The sequence below is a fragment of the Curtobacterium sp. 9128 genome, assembly GCF_007673775.1.
Taxonomy (GTDB): domain Bacteria; phylum Actinomycetota; class Actinomycetes; order Actinomycetales; family Microbacteriaceae; genus Curtobacterium.
The window spans coordinates 365,464-382,401 of the sequence record NZ_VEAF01000005.1; the positions used below are offsets into that span (position 1 = coordinate 365,464).

Consider the following 16,938-nt stretch of genomic DNA (forward strand, 5'->3'; position numbering starts at 1 on the left):
TCCTGTACGTCCTCTCATGGAAGTCACGGCTCCGGTGCGCGCATTATGCAGGGGTATTCCACAATGCTCCTGCGAATTCAGGGCGCAGGAGCCCCACCGGGTCGACGACGTCGTCGACCGAAGGACAGGAGAACCCAGGTGAACAGGACCACCAGGATCCGGATGGGCGTCGTCGGCGCCCTGGCAGCAGCGCTCGCAGGGGGAGCGCTCGCTGCCGCACCGGCGACGGCCGCGACCGCCGCCACCACCTGTGCGAGCCCGTGGGCCGCCGGGACCGCATACACCGGCGGCCAGACGGTCAGTGAGAACGGCACGAACTACACCGCCAACTGGTGGACCCAGGGCGACGACCCCGCGACGCACTCCGGCGCCACGGGGAGCGGGCAGCCGTGGACCTCGGCCGGCTCGTGCACGGGTGGCACCACCGGCGGCGGGACCGGGGGCGGCACCGGCACGGGAGGCGGCACCACGACGCCGGGGAACGGCAGCACGGGGAGCGCGAGCGGCCTGGTCTTCAGCCCGTACAAGGACGTCACGGTCAACCTCGACTGGAACACGAACGTGATGAACACCGCCGTCACCGGCACACGCATCCCCGTCGTGGGGAGTTCGAACAGCCTGGTGTCGACCAGGGAACCCGGCCTCAAGGCGATCACCCTCGCCTTCGCGACCGGGACCTGCGGCAGCGAGAACTGGGGCGGGGTCGCGGCCGACGCGTTCGCCAGCGCCAACATCCCGAAGCTCGACGCCGCTGGTGTGAACTACGTCGTCAGCACGGGCGGGGCAGCAGGACAGTTCAAGTGTTCCGGCACCGCCTTGCAGAGCTTCATCGCCCGGTACGCGTCCCCGCACATGGTCGGCGTCGACTTCGACATCGAGAGCGGCCAGTCCGCGTCCGACATCCAGAACCTCGTCTCCGCCGCGGCACTGGCACAGACGAAGTACCCGAACCTGCGCTTCTCGTTCACGCTGGCCACCCTCGCCGCGAGCGACGGATCGTACGGCGGCCTCAACAGCACCGGCGACACGACCGTCAAGGCGATCAAGGCCTCGAGCCTGACGAACTACACCGTCAACCTCATGACGATGGACTTCGGCCGCGCCACCTCGGCGAACTGCGTCGTCGTCGGGTCGACGTGCGAGATGGGACAGTCGACCATCCAGGCCGTGACGAACCTGCAGCACACGTACGGCACGCCCGCGTCGAAGATCGAGGTCACGCCGATGCTCGGGGTGAACGACGCCTCGGACGAGGTCTTCACGCTCGCCGACGCGGACACGGTGTCCGCCTACGCGAAGTCGCACGGCCTGGCCGGCGTGCACACCTGGTCCCTCGACCGCGACACCCCCTGCGCCACCCCGACGAGCACCGCGTCTGCGACGTGCAGCTCCGTCTCGGGCACGGCGGCGCTGGCCTGGACCGACCGGTTCCTCGCCGACCTCAAGTAGTCGTCACCACCTGACGGACGGGAGGCCCGGTGCCAGCTGGCACCGGGCCTCCCGTCCGTCATCGGCGTGCGTCAGGTCGATTCGCTGTCGAAGGGAGCGCGCTCCCCGGGGCCGAGCGGGACCACCGGCGCGGGAGCACGGACCTTCGTGGCGGTGACCACCGGCGCGGACACGGCGGCACCGGCCGGCGCGGAGTCGAGCAGGGCGTCCCGGATGATGCGACGCGGGTCGTACTGGCGCGGATCGAGCTTCTGCCAGTCCACGTCGTCGAAGTCGGGTCCCATCTCCTCGCGCATCCGGTCCTTCGCGGTGTCGGCGAACCGGCGCACCGCCTTCACGAACTCGGCGAGCTTCTGGGCGTACATCGGCAAGCGCTGCGGCCCGAGCAGGAGCACGGCAATGATCCCGATGATCAGGATCTTGTCGAGCGGGATGTTCACACGAGCGAGCCTAACCCGAACCGACCGGACTGCACCCTAGAGTTGTCGACCGAGGAGTGTGCGTGTCAGAGAAAGAGTCGAACTGGAAGTTCGCGGAGGACATCGTCTCCGAGTCCGAGGTGATCGCCCGCGCCCGCGAGCACTCGCTCGAGCTCGGCGTCGAAGCCGTCTCCCCGTCGATCGGGGCGCAGATGAGCGTCATCGCCGCTGCCTCGCGCGCGACGGGCATCATCGAGATCGGCACCGGCCTCGGCGTCTCCGGCCTGTACCTGCTCGCCGGCGCCCCCGATGCGACCCTCACCACGATCGACGTCGAGGTCGACCACCAGCAGTACGCACGTGACGCCTACATCGCCGCCGGCACCGCCCCGTCACGGGTGCGGCTCATCCCCGGCCGGGCGAACCAGGTGCTCCCCCGCATGAACGAGGCGTCCTACGACGTCGTCCTGGTGGACGCCGACCCCGAGCACGTCATCGAGTACGTCGAGCACGGACTCCGGTTGGCTCGCCTCGGCGGCACCGTGCTCGTCCCGCATGCCCTGTGGCGCGGGCGGGTCGCCGACCCCGTGCGGCGGGACCGCGCGACGACCGACTTCCGGCTGCTGCTCACCGAGGTGTCGACCTCGGGCGCCGTGATCAGCTCGCTCTCCCCCGCCGGCGACGGGCTGCTGCAGATGACGAAGGTCACGGCGTAGTCCGTCGCGCCCCGGCTCACGCCAGGTGGCGGAGGTAGCGCTCCGGGTGCTCCAGGAACGACCGCTCGTTCCGGACCAGGTCGAGGTCGGCCCAACTGCTCCGACGGAGGCCCCACTCGCCCACCTCGTGGATGGTCGCTCCTGGGAACGCCGCGAGCACCGGCGAGTGCGTCGACAAGAGCACCTGCCCGCGGCCGTCGTCGACGATCGCCTGCAACAGGCCGATCAGCGCGAGGCACCCCTGGAACGACAGGGCGGACTCGGGCTCGTCGAGGATCCACAGGCCTGGCCACCGCGACCGGTCGATGACGAAGTCGAGGAAGGACTCCCCGTGGCTCCGCTCGTGGAACACCGGCTCGGGCCGTGCGGTGGGGTGCTGCTCGAGGTAGGTGAAGAAGCCGTGCATGGTCTCGGCACGGAGGAAGAACCCGCTCCGTGGAGCCCCAGGATCACGGAGCAGCGTGAGGTGCTCCCAGAGCGAGGACTCGCTCGGGCGCGTGCTGTGTCCGGCGTTCGTCGAACCGCCCTCCGGACTCATGCCGAAGGCGAGCGCGATCCCCTCGACCAGGGTCGACTTGCCCGCACCGTTCTCCCCGACGACGATCGTCACGGTGTCGAGGTCGAGCCCGTCGTCGAGCAGCTGCCGGACGGGGGCGAGCGTCGCGGGCCAGGACCCGCGTGGCATCGGGTCGGCGGCGTGCTCCTCCACACGGCGGACTGGGCGGCGGGATCGAGGCACACCCCCATCCTGTCGCCGACCGACGACAACGGGCCCGGAACGTACGCGTTCCGGGCCCGTTGCAGTGGTGCGTCGACGAACTAGGCCGAGACGACCTCAGCGAGTGCGTCGTGGAGTTCCTTGGCCTCGGCGTCGTTGACCGAGACGACCAGGCGGCCTCCACCTTCGAGCGGAACCCGCACGATGATGAGTCGACCCTCCTTAACAGCCTCCATCGGCCCGTCACCGGTCCTCGGCTTCATGGCTGCCATCAGATGTCCCCTTTCGTGCAGTACATGCCCGCCCATTATCCCGTACGACAGGGCCAACTGCGAAACTGCCCAGGTTGGGGGGTGCGGATCCCGCCGTTCTCGCGGCCATCCTCCCTACTCTGTGATCGTGCTGACCATTCCCTCCAAGCGGCGTCCGGACCCTGACGACGCCTCCCGCGATGCCGTCCCGGCGGGTCTGCAGGTCGCCGGGGCGTTCTCGTGGCGCGTCCTCGTCGTCGTCGCGATGCTCGCCGTCGTCGTCGCGCTCGTGGTCCTGCTCAGCGAGATCGTCGTGCCGTTCCTCATCGCGCTGCTGGTCTGCGCGCTGCTCGCCCCGATGTCGGCGTTCCTGCAGCGCCACCGCTGGCCGAAGTGGGCCGCGGTGCTGACCTGCCTGGTGGCCGTCGTCGTGGTGATCGGTGCGCTCGCCCTCGTCGTGACGGCGCAGATCCGGTACGACCTGCCGTCGCTGGAACACCGCCTCGACACCCAGATCCGGTCGCTGCAGACACTCCTCGACAGTGAGCCGTTCGGCATCACGGCGAAGAAGGTCACCACCTGGGTCTCGAACGGCACGAAGTACCTGCAGTCGCACGCGTCGTCGATCGCCGCCGGGTTCCAGGAGGCCGGCTCCGGCGCGGTCCACGCGCTCGAGGGCCTGTTCATCATCGTCTTCACGACGATCTTCGTGCTCATCGACGGTCGTCGCATCTGGGCCTGGGTGGTGCGGCTGTTCCCGCGCCGCGCGCGACCGCGCATCGACGTCGCCGGGGCTGCCGGGTGGCACACGCTCACGAGCTTCATCCGGGTCCAGCTCGTCGTCGCGATCACGGACGCCCTCGGTGTCGTGATCGGTGCGCTCATCCTGCAGGTGCCGCTGGCGATCCCGATCGGTGTGATCGTCTTCATGGGCGCGTTCGTCCCCGTCGTCGGCGCGATCGTGGCCGGCAGCGTGGCGGTGCTCGTCGCGCTCGTGTTCAACGGCTGGGTGCCGGCGCTGTTCATGCTCGGCGTGATCCTCGTCGTGCAGCAGCTCGAGAGCCACGTCCTGCACCCGTTCCTCACCGGCAGCGCCGTCAAGGTCCACCCGCTCGGGGTCGTGCTCGGCGTCACCGCCGGCACGACCATCGCCGGGGTCGTCGGGGCGTTCTTCGCGGTGCCGTTCATCGCGACCGTGAACGCGATGGTCGTCGCCGCCGCCGCGTGGCGCCCGGAGGACGCGGTGCCCGACGACCCTGCCGCGGCCGCAGCGCCCACCGACGCCACGCCCTGACCGACACCCCACGCGCGCCGGACCCCGTGGAGTGTCGCTCAGCGCGTGCGAACGCGAGCGGAGCTCCCGCGAGAGCACCCGCGGGAGCACCAGCACGAGCGCCCGCGGCAGCGCCCGCAGGAGCGCCGGCAGGAGCGCCCGCGGCAGCGCACGCGCCCGGTCACGGCGGGGTCCAGTCGTACCCGTCCACCCACCAGCAGTAGTACAGCCACACCCACTGCAGCACGATGCAGAGCACGACCACGACGACCCGGTACACACGGGAGCGCGGCAGCGCCACGATGCCGAGCAGCGGCGCGATCGGCAGCAGGATGCGCCACGTGCTCGACTGCGGGAAGAACACCGCGAGCAGGTAGACGAGGTACGCCACGGCCCACAGTCGCAGCTCGAGCCCGATCCGCCGGGCCGCGGGCATGGCGACGAACGCCGCGAACCCGACGAGCACCAGCACGAGCAGGACCCCGCCGGCGGGCTGCCGGAACCACCAGCCGAAGCCCTGCACCCACGGCGTGAACGGCACCAGGTCCTTCCAGCCGATGTACGACGACCGCCATGCGAGCTCGGTGTCCGTGTACGCCCGCGGCACCCCGGTGACGGCCCACGCGATCGCCGGCCAGGCGAGCCCGACCAGGCCGGACGCCACGGCCACGACGGCGGGCGGGACCAGTCCGCGCAGGGTGAGCGGAGCCTCCATCCGGAGCCACGTCGGGCGGAACGCCCACGTCCCGATGAACAGGACCATCAGCAGTGCGAAGGCCAGCCCCGTGGGCCGGGTCATGCCGAGCAGCAGCACGACCGGCAGCATCGTCCAGAAGCGGCGCTGGACGAGCAGCAGCAGCGCCACGAGCAGCAGGAACAGGCCCATCGCCTCGGCGTAGGCGACCTGGAACATCACCGAGACCGGCGCGACGCAGAACAGCACCGTGGCGAACGTGGCCCGCGACGGATCGAGGAAGCGCCCCATCAACCGCCGGAAGACCAGCGCCGCGCCCCACCCGGCCACCAGTGACACCGTCACGGCGACGAGCTCGAAGGACGCCCCCGTGACGAGCATGAGGCCGCGCACCAGGAACGGGTACGCCGGCATGAACGCCCACGCGTTCTCCGTGACGTGCCCAGCGGTGTCCACCGGGAGCGTCGACGGGTACCCCGCCGAGGCGATCACCCGGTACCAGGCACCGTCCCAGATCGACGCGAACGACAGGTAGCCCGGGTGCGCCTGGGTGAACGAGTTGGCGGTCTGGACCCGTGCGAACCCCATGAGCAGCGCACCGGTGACGATGCGTGCGAGCACGTAGACGACCGTGATGCGCGCCCACCACGGCACCACCCGGTACCGCGCACGCCAGCGCGCGAGGGCGGGGCGCGGTCGCCGTACCGGCACGGAGCCGGACGGCGACGCGGTGGTCACGCCGTCAGCCACCGACGCAGGCCGTCCTCGACCGCGGTGATCTGCGCGACGGGGACCTGCTCGTCGTCGTGGTGGGCGTAGACGGGCTCGCCCGGGCCGTAGTTCACGGCGGGCACCCCGAGCGCCGAGAAGCGCGCGACGTCGGTCCAGCCGTACTTCGGCCGGGGCGCCGGACCGCCGACGGCCTCGACGAACTGCTGGGCGAGCGGGGCGTCGAGACCCGGGCGGGCTCCGGCTGCGAGGTCCACGATGTCGACCTGGTGTCCGTCGAAGAGCTCGCGGATGTGTGCGACGGCCTCGTCCGCCGAGCGGGACGGGGCGAAGCGGTAGTTCACGTGCACCATGACCTCGTCGGGGATGACGTTCCCGGCGATGCCGCCGGTGATCCCCACGGCGTTGAGGCCCTCGCGGTACTCGAGCCCGTCGACCTCGACCGTCCGGGGCTCGTACGCCGCCAGGGTCGCCAGGATCGGCGCGGCCTTGTGGATCGCGTTGTCGCCGATCCAGCTCCGGGCGCTGTGCGAGCGCTTGCCGTAGGCACGGACCTCGGCGCGGAGGTTGCCGTTGCAGCCGCCCTCGATCTGCGCGCCGGAGGGCTCCCCGAGGATCGCGAAGTCCCCCGCGAGCAGCTCGGGCCGCGTGCGGGCGAGGCGGCCGAGGCCGTTCAGCGCGTCGGACACCTCCTCGTGGTCGTACCAGACCCAGGTCACGTCGACGTTCGGTGCGACGAGGTCGTGGGCGAGCTTGAGTTGCACCGCGCAGCCGGCCTTCATGTCGACGGTGCCGCGCCCCCAGAGGACCTCGGTGCCGTCCTCGGCGGTGCGGAACTCGGTCGGCAGGTTCGCGTTGAGCGGCACGGTGTCGATGTGGCCGGCGATCACCACGCGGCGGTCGCGCCCGAGGTGCGTGCGCGCCACGATCGCGTCGCCGTCGCGGACCACCTCGAGGTGTCCGAGCGGGGCGAGCGCCGCCTCGATCGCGTCCGCCAGGGTGCCCTCGTTCCCCGAGACGGACTCGACGTCGCAGATCGCGCGGGTGAGGTCGATGGACGAGGCGGTGAGGTCGAGCTGCTCCGGCATGCGGTCACCTTATCGGCCGCCCCTTGCGGACTCCCCCGCGGCGGCTGAGCGGACTGGAGGCTCGGCCCACCTCCGCCGTGCCCGTCACGGCACGCTCGTGGTCGGCGGGACGACCACCTCCGCCGTGCCCGTCACGGCACGCTCGTGGTCGGCGGGACGCGTCGGCTCTGTCGTCCTTGCCCGTCCCGGTCCGTCCCGGGTCCGTCCCGGTCCGTCCTGGTCCCTCCTGGCTCGTCCTGGCTCGTCCTGGCCCGTCCTGGCCCGTCCGGCCGGACGGGTGGTCGCCACCGCTCGCTCGCTACCCTGGGTCCCGTGACCGACACGACCGCCGCGCCCGCCCGACCGTCCTCCGCTCGACCGTCCACCGCGTGGGGCCACGGCCTCGTGACCGTCGCCGCCGACGGCACCGAGCTCGACGCCTGGTTCCCGGAGACCCACCTCGGCGCCCGGCCGGCCGACGCCGACTTCCCCGAGGACCTGCGGGGGCACGTGGGCACCGACGAGCGCCGCGGCGTCCGGATCGAGGCCGTCACCGTCGAGATCGAGATCGACGCTCCGCCCGCGAGCACGCCGGACGCCTACCTGCGTCTGCACCTGCTCAGCCACCTGCACGTGCAGCCGAACACGGTGAACCTCGACGGGGTCTTCGCCCACCTGCCGATCGTCGCGTGGACGAACGCCGGCCCGGTCCTCCCGGCCGACCTGACCCGCCTCCGCCCCGGCCTGCAGCGCGCCGGCATCGCCGTGCACGCCATCGACAAGTTCCCCCGACTGGTGGACTACGTCGTGCCGGACCGGGTGCGCATCGCCGACGCGAACCGGGTCCGACTCGGCGCGCACCTCGCTCCCGGCACCACGGTGATGCACGAGGGCTTCGTGAACTTCAACGCCGGCACCCTCGGCGACGCCATGATCGAGGGCCGCGTCTCGCAGGGCGTCGTCGTCGGCGCCGGGACGGACATCGGCGGCGGCGCCTCGATCATGGGCACGCTCTCCGGCGGTGGCACGCACCGGGTGTCCCTCGGCGAGCGGGCGCTCCTCGGCGCGAACGCGGGCCTCGGCATCTCGCTCGGGGACGACTCGGTCGTCGAGGCCGGGTTGTACGTCACCGCCGGCACGAAGGTCGTCCTGGTCGGCTCGGCACCGAACCCGGACGGCAGCCCGAGGACGGTCAAGGCCGCGGAGCTGTCCGGCGCCCCGAACGTCCTGTTCCGCCGCAACAGCGTCTCCGGGGCCGTCGAGGCGCTCCCCCGCACCGGTCAGGGCATCCAGCTCAACACGGCCCTGCACGCGTAGCACCGGGTGGCCGCCGCGGTCCGGTCGCACCCCGGTACGGAGATCGCGCCCCGTCGGGACGGGGCGCGATGTCCGCGGCGGGGCGCGATGTCGTGGTGGCCGGGGCCGGTGGCCGCGTCAGCGCGCGGGCAGGTCGCGCTTCGGGTGCCCCACGTAGAGCTGCTGCGGGCGCCCGATCTTGTTGAGCGGGTCGTTGTTGAGCTCACGCCACTGCGCGATCCACCCGGGCAGACGACCGATCGCGAACAGGACGGTGAACATCCGCGGCGGGAAGCCCATCGCCTTGTAGATGATGCCCGTGTAGAAGTCGACGTTCGGGTAGAGCTTGCGGTCGATGAAGTACTGGTCGCTCAGCGCGATCTGCTCGAGCTCCTTGGCGATGTCGAGCAGGTCGTCCTGCACGCCGAGGCTCTCGAGGACCTCGTCCGCCGACTCCTTCACGAGCTTGGCGCGCGGATCGTAGTTCTTGTACACGCGGTGCCCGAAGCCCATGAGCTTCACCCCGCGCTCCTTGTTCTTCACCCGCTCGACGAACCGCTGCACGGGCTCGCCGGAGTCCTTGATCTGCTGGAGCATCTCGAGGACGGCCTCGTTCGCACCACCGTGGAGCGGACCGTACAGCGCGTTGATGCCGGCCGAGATCGACGCGAACATGTTCGCCTTCGTCGACCCGACCAGCCGCACGGTGGCGGTGGAGGCGTTCTGCTCGTGGTCCTCGTGCAGGATGAGGAGGCGGTCGAGGGCCTTCGACAGCACCGGGTTCGGCGTGTAGGTCTCGGCCATGGTGCCGAAGTTCAGCCGCAGGAAGTTGTCGACGAACGACAGCGAGTTGTCCGGGTACAGGAAGGCCTGTCCGATCGCCTTCTTGTGCGCGTAGGCGGCGATGACGGGCAGCTTCGCGAGGAGCCGCACGGTCTGCAGCTCGACCTTCTCCGGGTCGTCGACGTCCATGTCGTCCTCGTAGTAGGTCGACAGGGCGCTCACGGCGCTGGAGAGCACGGACATCGGGTGCGCCGAGTGCGGGAGCGCGTCGAACAGGCGACGCAGGTCCTCGTGCAGCAGGGTGTGGCGGCGGATGCGCGCGTCGAAGCCCTCGAGCTCCGACGGCGTCGGCAGCTCGCCGTAGATGAGGAGCCAGGCGACCTCGAGGAAGGTGCAGTTCGACGCGACCTGGTCGATCGGGTACCCGCGGTAGCGCAGGATCCCCTGGTCGCCGTCGATGTACGTGATCGCGCTCTTGGTCGACCCGGTGTTCACGAACCCGTAGTCGAGCGTGTTCATCCCGGTCTGCTTCTTGAAGGTCGAGATGTCCACCGTGGACGCACCGTCGACGCTCGGCAGGATCGGGAACTCCGCGGTGCCGCCCGGGTACGACAGCGTCGCGGTGTCCGTCGCCTGCTCGGCTGCGGGACTCACGGGGACGGGCGTCGTTGGCGGTGTGGCCGTCTTCTGAGCGTCGTTGGCAGTGTCAGTCACGGTGACAGCCTAATCGCGGCCACTGTCGATCGTGCACACCGGAGCACCCGGAACGTGGTGGGACCCACGACTGGCGGCGCGGGCCGTCGGTGGTCCGTCAGGCGACGTCGAGCCGCCGACCGCTCGTCAGGCGCTGGGCGGCGGCGGCGATCCGCTCGTCCGTCGCGGTGAGGGCGACCCGCACGTGTTCGCCCCCGGCCGCGCCGTAGAAGGTCCCCGGCGCGACGAGGATGCCCCGCTCGGCCAACCACGCGACGGTGTCGAGCGCCGGCTCGCCCCTGGTCGCCCAGAGGTAGAGCCCCGCCTCGCTGTGGTCGACACGGAAGCCGGCACCCTCGAGCGCACGCCGGAGCATGCTCCGACGGGCACGGTAGCGCGCCTTCTGCTGCTGCACGTGCGTCTGGTCCTGCAGCGCGACGATCATCGCGTGCTGGACGGGCATCGGGGGCATCATCCCGGTGTGCTTCCGGACCGCGAGCACGTCGGCGAGCACCGCGGCGTCGCCGGCGACGAACGCCGCGCGGTACCCGGCGAGGTTGGACTGCTTCGAGAGCGAGTAGACGCTCAGCACGCCGTCGACCGAGTCTCCCACCACGCGGGGGTCGAGGATGGTCGGCGTCGGCGCGACGTCGTACGGCGCTTCCCAGCCGAGCTCGGCGTAGCACTCGTCGCCGACGATCACGGCGCCGAGCTCGCGGGCCCGTGCGACCGCGACGCGGAGGTCCTCGACGGACAGCACGCGGCCGTCGGGGTTGCCCGGGGAGTTCAGCCACACGAGCCGCGTCGACGACGGCCACGCAGCCGGGTCGTCGGACGCCAGCGCCGTGGCACCGACGAGCGCGGCGCCGAGCTCGTACGTCGGGTACGCGGCGGCGGGGAACACCACCGTGTCGCCGCGGCCGATCCCGAGCCAGAGCGCGAGGCCGGCGATGAACTCCTTGGACCCGATCGTCGGGAGCGTCTGGTCCTCGGTCAGCGCGACCCCGTGCCGACGGCCGTACCAGTCGGCGATGGCCTGTCGCAGTGCGGGGGTGCCGGCGACCTGCGGGTACGCGTGCGCGTCCGTGGCCTCGGCCAGGGCGGTCCGGACGACCGCGGGCGTCGGGTCGACGGGCGAGCCGACGCTCAGGTCGACGATGCCGCCCTCGTGCTCGGCGGCGCGCTGCTTGAACGGGACGAGCTGGTCCCAGGGGAAGTCGGGGAGGTCGAGCGCCACGACGGGTCGATCAGCCGCGCGGGGGCTGGGCCATGACGACCGGGTGGTCCTTGTGGATCACGCCGACCTTGGCGGCGCCGCCGGGCGAACCGACCTCGTCGAAGAACTCGACGTTGGCCTTGTAGTAGTCGGCCCACTCGTCGGGGAGGTCGTCCTCGTAGTAGATCGCCTCGACCGGGCAGACGGGCTCACACGCACCGCAGTCCACACATTCGTCCGGGTGGATGTACAGCGAGCGGTCGCCCTCGTAGATGCAGTCGACGGGGCATTCGTCGATGCACGCGCGGTCCTTGACGTCGACACAGGGCTGGGCGATCACGTAGGTCACGGTCGGGGTGCTCCCTTCGAACTGAGCAGGTCGAGTCTACTCGCGGCCCGCTGACGACCCGGACCGCGACGCCTCGGGCCGGCCGACCGCTGTCGCTCGCGCCCCGGACAGGTCCGGCCACGCCAGTGCGAACATCGCGACCACGGCGGGTCCGAACGTCCACACGTACCCGGCCGTGTTCGCCAGCACGAGCGGCGAGCTCTGACCACCGACGGACACGAGCACCTGCGTGGCGACGATCACCCCGACGCCGACGGCCGCGACCAGCGCCCGCGACCGGTACAGCAGCCGGACGCCGACGGCCAGCCCGACGACGATGAGCGTCGTGAGCACGATGCCGATCGGGAAGCCGCCGAGCTCCTGCTGGTGGGTGATCGTCCCGAGCCCACCGGCGAGCAGTCCGGCGACGAGGGCGACGACCACCGCGGTCGCCTTGCCCGCCGGGCTCATGTCCGCGTACGTCTCGGGCGCCGGCGGTGCCGGCGGGGCCTCGTGCCGGAACGCCTCGGTCGCCGGGGCGTGCTGGCGGACGCCGTGCGGCATCACCCACGACAGCGCGAGCGGGTCGGCTGGGTCCACGGGGTCGACCGTGACCTGGGAGCGGTACTGCTCGACGGCTGCGCGCACCTTCGCCCGGACCGGCAGCACGTCCACCGTCATGTCGACGTCACCGGAGCCGGGGTCGACGATCATCGAGAACGGCACGTCCTCGGCCCTCGCCGCGTACCGGGCGGCGTGGTGCACCCGCACGTGGTCGGGGTGGCCGTACCCGCCGTCGTCGGCGTAGCTGACCACGGCGTCCGCACCGGTGGAGCGGATCGCGGCCCGGACGTCGTCGACGACCTCGCCGAGGTCCGCCGTGGTCAGCGAGTCGGCCGGTGCGTCGTCGGCGGCGACCGCCCGTCCGTCCGGGCCCCACTGCATCCCGGAGTCCGTGTAGCGCCGCTCGGGCAGGTCCGTCGGACGGGCACCAGGGCCGCCGAGCCAGAGGTGCCGCGGGCCGCCGAGCGCGGCGAGTGCCGCGGCGATCTCGGTCTCCCGGTGCGCGGCCACCCGCTGCCCGTCGCCGACCAGCGGCGCGAGGGCCGGCGTGAGCATCTCCCCCCGCTCGCCCCGGGTCGCGGTGAGGACGGTCACCTCGGTCCCGAGCTCGAGGAGCGTCGCGATGGTGCCACCGGACGACAGGGTCTCGTCGTCGGGGTGGGCGTGCACGATGAGGACGCGCTCGGGGCGCGTCGCGGAGACCTTCGACATCGGCTCCAGGGTACGGGACTACCGCGGGGTGACGATGTACGTCGCGGTGGCTCCGCCGTCGGACTTCGCGAAGGTCAGCACGACACGGTGGTCGTCGCTCCGGAAGATCCCGAACGCGCTCGAGGCGTCCGCGCGCTTGGCGGACTCGGTGAACCCGGCGTCGGTGAGCTGCTGCGCAGCCGCCGGGAAGTCCTCGACGGAGGACGCCCGCACCTGGACGACCCACCCGGACCCGTTCGGCCCGGAGCCGCCGCCGAGCACGGTGCCGTCGACCAGCGGGACCGCGGCGGTCGGGAACCCGTCCGGGAGCTTGCCGTCGGAGGTCACGTGCGCGCCCTTGAGCGCCGTGTCGAGCGCCCCGTCGATGCCGCCGGCGAGGTTCGCCATGCCCTGCTCGATCGCCGAGCCGTCGATGCCCTTGACCTGCTCGCCGACGTCCGAGGCGACACTCGATCCGAGGTCGGTGGCCTGCTTGAGCGTCTCCGAGGAGCAGCCGGTGAGCCCGGCCAGGGCGATCCCGGCCGCCACGGCGGCCACGAGCGGGGTGCGGATGGCGTTGCGCATGCGGCGACAGTACCGAAGCAGTCGGGAGGCCCGGCGCGAGTTCCCTGGGAGTCTCACCAGACCATGGAGAGCGACCACGGCCTCCCGTCCGGCCGGCGGCGACCGTCAGCCCAGGTGGGCGCGCGTCGCCGCGACGAGCGCGTCGACCCCGACCGGGATCGCGGTCTCCGCCTGCGGCGCGTAGAACGGCGAGTGGTTGCTCGGGATGTCGGCACCGCTGCGGAACAGCTCCGGGTCGGTGATGCCGGTGAACCAGTACACGATCGGTGCTCCGGCGGCGGTGGCGAGCTGCCCGACGTCCTCGGAGGCCATCGCGAGCCCGGATTCCGTGTCGACGGCCTCCGACACGACGGCGCTGACGGCCCGGAGCACCCGGGCGGCGTGCTCGGGGTCGTTGACGAGCACGTCCGCCCCTGGCAGGCGCTCGATCGTCGGTTCCGGCAGCCCGCCGGCCTGGCTCTCGGCCCGGACGATGCGCTCGATCGAGGCGATGATCCTGCCGCGGGTCTCCTCGTTGCGCGCCCGCGTCGAGATCTCGATGACGGCCTTGTCGGGGATGATGTTCGCCCTGCTGCCGGCGTGGAAGCTGCCGACCGTGACGACGCCGGCGTCCAACGGCGACGTCTCGCGGGCGACGATCGTCTGCAGTCGCACGACCGCCGACGCGGCCGTGACGACCGGGTCGAGCGATGCCTGCGGCGCCGAGCCGTGCGCGCCGCGACCGGTGAACGTGACCGTGAACCGGTCGCTCGACGCCATCACGGCACCGGAGCCGACCGCGACCGTGCCGACCGGTGCCGGGGCGGAGTGCTGTCCGAGCACGATCGACGGCGTCGGGAAGCGCTCCGCCAGGCCGTCGTCGATCATCGCCCGGGCACCGGAGATGACCTCTTCGGCGGGCTGGAACACGGCGACGACCGTGCCGGCCCACTCCGAGCGCGTCGCGCCGAGTCGTTCGAGCGCCCCGAGCAGCCACGTGACGTGGATGTCGTGCCCGCAGGCGTGCATGGTCGGGACCTCGGTGCCGGTCTCGTCGGTGCCGCGGTGGGTGCTCGCGTACGGCAGGCCGGTACGTTCCTCGACGGGCAGCCCGTCCATGTCGGCGCGGAGCCAGACCACCGGGCCGTCGCCGTTCGTCAGGACCCCGACGACGCCGGTGCCGCCGACGCCCTCGGTGACCTCGATGCCACCGAGGGACCGCAGCGTGTCGGCGACGATGCCGGCGGTGCGGTGCTCCTGGAAGCCGAGTTCCGGGTGCGCGTGGAGGTCCTGGTAGAGCGGGAGCAGGTCGAGGGTCACGCATCCCACCGTAACGCCGAACCCCGGACGGCACGGTCCCGGACGGCACCGACGCCGACGGCCCGGCCACCTGGGCAGGTGACCGGGCCGTCGGGCGGAGGGCGAGCCTCCAGTGCGGTGCGGTGCTTACGCGTCCTGGCGCTTCAGGCGGGCGTACGCGCGCTGGCGTGCCTGCGCGTCGAGCTCGACCTTGCGGATGCGCACGGCGTCGGGGGTGACCTCGACGCACTCGTCCTCGCGGGCGAACTCGAGGCACTCCTCCAGCGAGAGCTGGCGCGACGGCGTCATCGACTCGAAGGAGTCGGCGTTCGCCGAACGCATGTTCGTGAGCTTCTTCTCCTTCGTGATGTTCACGTCCATGTCGTCGGCGCGCGAGTTCTCGCCGATGACCATGCCCTCGTAGACCTCCTCGGTCGGGTTGACGAAGAACGTCATCCGCTCCTGGAGGTTGGTGATGGCGAACGGCGTGACGACACCGGAGCGGTCGGACACGATGGAGCCGTTGATGCGGGTCTGGATCGGGCCGGCCCACTCGGCGTAGCCGTGCGAGATCGCGTTGGCGATGCCGGTGCCGCGGGTCTCCGTCAGGAACGCGGTGCGGAAGCCGATGAGGCCGCGCGACGGCACGATGAACTCCATGCGGATCCAGCCGGTGCCGTGGTTCGTCATGTTCTCCATGCGACCCTTGCGCGCGGCCATGAGCTGCGTGATCGCGCCGAGGTGCTCCTCCGGCGTGTCGATCGTCATGTGCTCGTAGGGCTCCTGGAGCTTGCCGTCCTCGTCGCGCTTCGTGACGACCTGCGGCTTGCCGACGGTGAGCTCGAAGCCCTCGCGACGCATCTGCTCGACGAGGATGGCGAGCGCGAGCTCGCCACGACCCTGGACCTCCCACGCGTCGGGGCGGCCGATGTCGAGGACCTTGAGCGACACGTTGCCGATGAGCTCGCGGTCGAGGCGGTCCTTGACCATGCGCGCCGTGAGCTTGTGGCCCTTGACCTTGCCGACGAGGGGCGAGGTGTTGGTGCCGATCGTCATCGAGATCGCCGGGTCGTCGACCGTGATGGTCGGCAGCGGACGGACGTCCTCGGGGTCGGTCAGGGTCTCACCGATGGTGATCGTGTCGAAACCGGCGACGGCGACGATGTCACCGGGGCCAGCCGACTCGGCCGGGTAGCGCTCGAGCGCCTTCGTGACGAGGAGCTCGGTGATGCGGGCGTTCTGGACGGTGCCGTCGTGCTTGACCCACGCGACCGTCTGGCCCTTCTTCATCGTGCCGTGGAAGATGCGCAGCAGCGCGAGACGACCGAGGAACGGGGACGCGTCGAGGTTCGTGACGTGGGCCTGCAGCGGGTGCTGGTCGTCGTACTTCGGCGCGGGGACGTGCTGGAGGATCGCCTCGAAGAGCGGCTCGAGGTCGTCGTTGTCGGGCAGCTCGCCGTCGTTCGGCTTGTTGCGGCTGGCCGCACCGGCACGACCGGAGGCGTAGACCACCGGGACGTCGAGGATCGCGTCGAGGTCGAGGTCGTCGACCTCGTCCGACAGGTCGGACGCCAGGCCGAGGAGCAGGTCCTGCGACTCGGAGACGACCTCGTCGATGCGGGAGTCCGGGCGGTCCGTCTTGTTGACGAGCAGGATCACCGGGAGCTTCGCGGCGAGGGCCTTGCGGAGCACGAAGCGGGTCTGGGGCAGCGGGCCCTCGGACGCGTCGACGAGCAGCACGACGCCGTCGACCATGGACAGGCCGCGCTCGACCTCGCCACCGAAGTCGGCGTGGCCGGGGGTGTCGATGACGTTGATCGTGATCGGGCCGTCGGAGCCGAACTCCGTCGCGTGCTTGCCGTTGTAGAGCACCGACGTGTTCTTCGCGAGGATCGTGATGCCCTTCTCGCGCTCGAGGTCGTTCGAGTCCATCATGCGGTCTTCGCCCTCGAAGTGGGCGTCGAACGAGTTGGTCTGCGTGAGCATCGCGTCGACGAGGGTGGTCTTGCCGTGGTCGACGTGTGCCACGATGGCGACGTTGCGCAGGTCGGACCGGGTGGCGAGCGCCATACAGGACATCCTTCAATTGCTGGGAGAGTGTCGGGCCGGTGGTTTCCACCGCCGCACCCGTGGGCAGAACGCCCGACACGCCAGTCTACCGGTAGTTCGCAACCGACAGGAGTACAGCA

Annotated in this window: 16 protein-coding genes; 4 read left to right on the forward strand and 12 right to left on the reverse strand. The window is 71.3% G+C overall.

Annotated features, from left to right (window positions below):
* Window positions 1-138: 138 nt before the first annotated feature.
* Entirely contained in the window at window positions 139-1,449 is a 1,311-nt protein-coding gene (locus FS641_RS13130; RefSeq protein WP_222122093.1) for a carbohydrate-binding protein, read from the forward strand.
* A gap of 71 nt (window positions 1,450-1,520) precedes the next feature.
* Here the strand turns inward: FS641_RS13130 and FS641_RS13135 are convergent, their stop codons facing one another.
* Window positions 1,521-1,889: a twin-arginine translocase TatA/TatE family subunit gene (locus FS641_RS13135; protein ID WP_144764470.1), complete on the reverse strand. Its 369-nt coding sequence runs from the start codon at window positions 1,887-1,889 to the stop codon at window positions 1,521-1,523.
* A gap of 62 nt (window positions 1,890-1,951) precedes the next feature.
* Between FS641_RS13135 and FS641_RS13140 the strand changes: the two genes are divergently transcribed.
* On the forward strand, window positions 1,952-2,584 hold the full coding sequence (locus tag FS641_RS13140; protein WP_144764472.1) for an O-methyltransferase: 633 nt from the start codon (window positions 1,952-1,954) through the stop codon (window positions 2,582-2,584).
* 16 nt (window positions 2,585-2,600) lie between these two features.
* Here FS641_RS13140 and FS641_RS13145 read toward each other — a convergent pair whose 3' ends face one another.
* Together FS641_RS13145 and FS641_RS13150 are read right to left on the reverse strand one after the other, a co-directional pair.
* Entirely contained in the window at window positions 2,601-3,323 is a 723-nt protein-coding gene (locus tag FS641_RS13145; RefSeq protein WP_395879540.1) for an AAA family ATPase, read from the reverse strand.
* An 80-nt stretch (window positions 3,324-3,403) separates the two neighbouring features.
* Window positions 3,404-3,574: a DUF3117 domain-containing protein gene (locus FS641_RS13150; protein ID WP_017887054.1), complete on the reverse strand. Its 171-nt coding sequence runs from the start codon at window positions 3,572-3,574 to the stop codon at window positions 3,404-3,406.
* Between the two features lie 127 nt (window positions 3,575-3,701).
* Here FS641_RS13150 and FS641_RS13155 point away from each other — a divergent pair, with 127 nt between their 5' ends.
* Window positions 3,702-4,847 (forward strand): AI-2E family transporter, encoded by a 1,146-nt coding sequence (locus FS641_RS13155; RefSeq protein ID WP_186317750.1) that lies wholly within the window; start codon window positions 3,702-3,704, stop codon window positions 4,845-4,847.
* A 160-nt stretch (window positions 4,848-5,007) separates the two neighbouring features.
* Here the strand turns inward: FS641_RS13155 and FS641_RS13160 are convergent, their stop codons facing one another.
* Complete coding sequence (locus FS641_RS13160; RefSeq protein WP_260855821.1) at window positions 5,008-6,258, reverse strand: hypothetical protein; 1,251 nt, start codon at window positions 6,256-6,258, stop codon at window positions 5,008-5,010.
* Window positions 6,255-7,337 (reverse strand): succinyl-diaminopimelate desuccinylase, encoded by a 1,083-nt coding sequence (gene dapE, locus FS641_RS13165; protein ID WP_144764478.1) that lies wholly within the window; start codon window positions 7,335-7,337, stop codon window positions 6,255-6,257. Before dapE ends, FS641_RS13160 begins: the two co-directional genes overlap by 4 nt.
* Window positions 7,338-7,649: 312 nt before the next feature.
* Here dapE and dapD point away from each other — a divergent pair, with 312 nt between their 5' ends.
* Window positions 7,650-8,633 (forward strand): 2,3,4,5-tetrahydropyridine-2,6-dicarboxylate N-succinyltransferase, encoded by a 984-nt coding sequence (gene dapD, locus FS641_RS13170; protein ID WP_144764480.1) that lies wholly within the window; start codon window positions 7,650-7,652, stop codon window positions 8,631-8,633.
* A 117-nt stretch (window positions 8,634-8,750) separates the two neighbouring features.
* Here dapD and FS641_RS13175 read toward each other — a convergent pair whose 3' ends face one another.
* The 7 genes from FS641_RS13175 to typA form a co-directional block, all read right to left on the reverse strand.
* Window positions 8,751-10,049, reverse strand: coding sequence for a citrate synthase (locus tag FS641_RS13175; RefSeq protein WP_144764645.1), 1,299 nt, complete (start codon window positions 10,047-10,049; stop codon window positions 8,751-8,753).
* Between the two features lie 157 nt (window positions 10,050-10,206).
* The gene (gene dapC, locus FS641_RS13180; protein WP_144764482.1) at window positions 10,207-11,325 is read right to left on the reverse strand and encodes a succinyldiaminopimelate transaminase; all 1,119 of its coding nucleotides are present in this window, start codon (window positions 11,323-11,325) and stop codon (window positions 10,207-10,209) included.
* 10 nt (window positions 11,326-11,335) lie between these two features.
* Window positions 11,336-11,653 carry a ferredoxin gene (gene fdxA / locus FS641_RS13185; protein WP_144764484.1) on the reverse strand — a complete coding sequence of 106 codons (318 nt, stop codon included), beginning with the start codon at window positions 11,651-11,653 and terminating at the stop codon, window positions 11,336-11,338.
* A 36-nt stretch (window positions 11,654-11,689) separates the two neighbouring features.
* The gene (locus FS641_RS13190; RefSeq protein ID WP_144764486.1) at window positions 11,690-12,907 is read right to left on the reverse strand and encodes a PIG-L family deacetylase; all 1,218 of its coding nucleotides are present in this window, start codon (window positions 12,905-12,907) and stop codon (window positions 11,690-11,692) included.
* Between the two features lie 18 nt (window positions 12,908-12,925).
* Window positions 12,926-13,471: a hypothetical protein gene (locus FS641_RS13195; RefSeq protein WP_144764488.1), complete on the reverse strand. Its 546-nt coding sequence runs from the start codon at window positions 13,469-13,471 to the stop codon at window positions 12,926-12,928.
* 105 nt (window positions 13,472-13,576) lie between these two features.
* Window positions 13,577-14,770 carry an amidohydrolase gene (locus FS641_RS13200; protein ID WP_186317751.1) on the reverse strand — a complete coding sequence of 398 codons (1,194 nt, stop codon included), beginning with the start codon at window positions 14,768-14,770 and terminating at the stop codon, window positions 13,577-13,579.
* Window positions 14,771-14,896: 126 nt separating this feature from the next.
* Window positions 14,897-16,819, reverse strand: coding sequence for a translational GTPase TypA (typA, locus tag FS641_RS13205; protein WP_144764492.1), 1,923 nt, complete (start codon window positions 16,817-16,819; stop codon window positions 14,897-14,899).
* Between the last annotated feature and the right edge of the window lie 119 nt (window positions 16,820-16,938).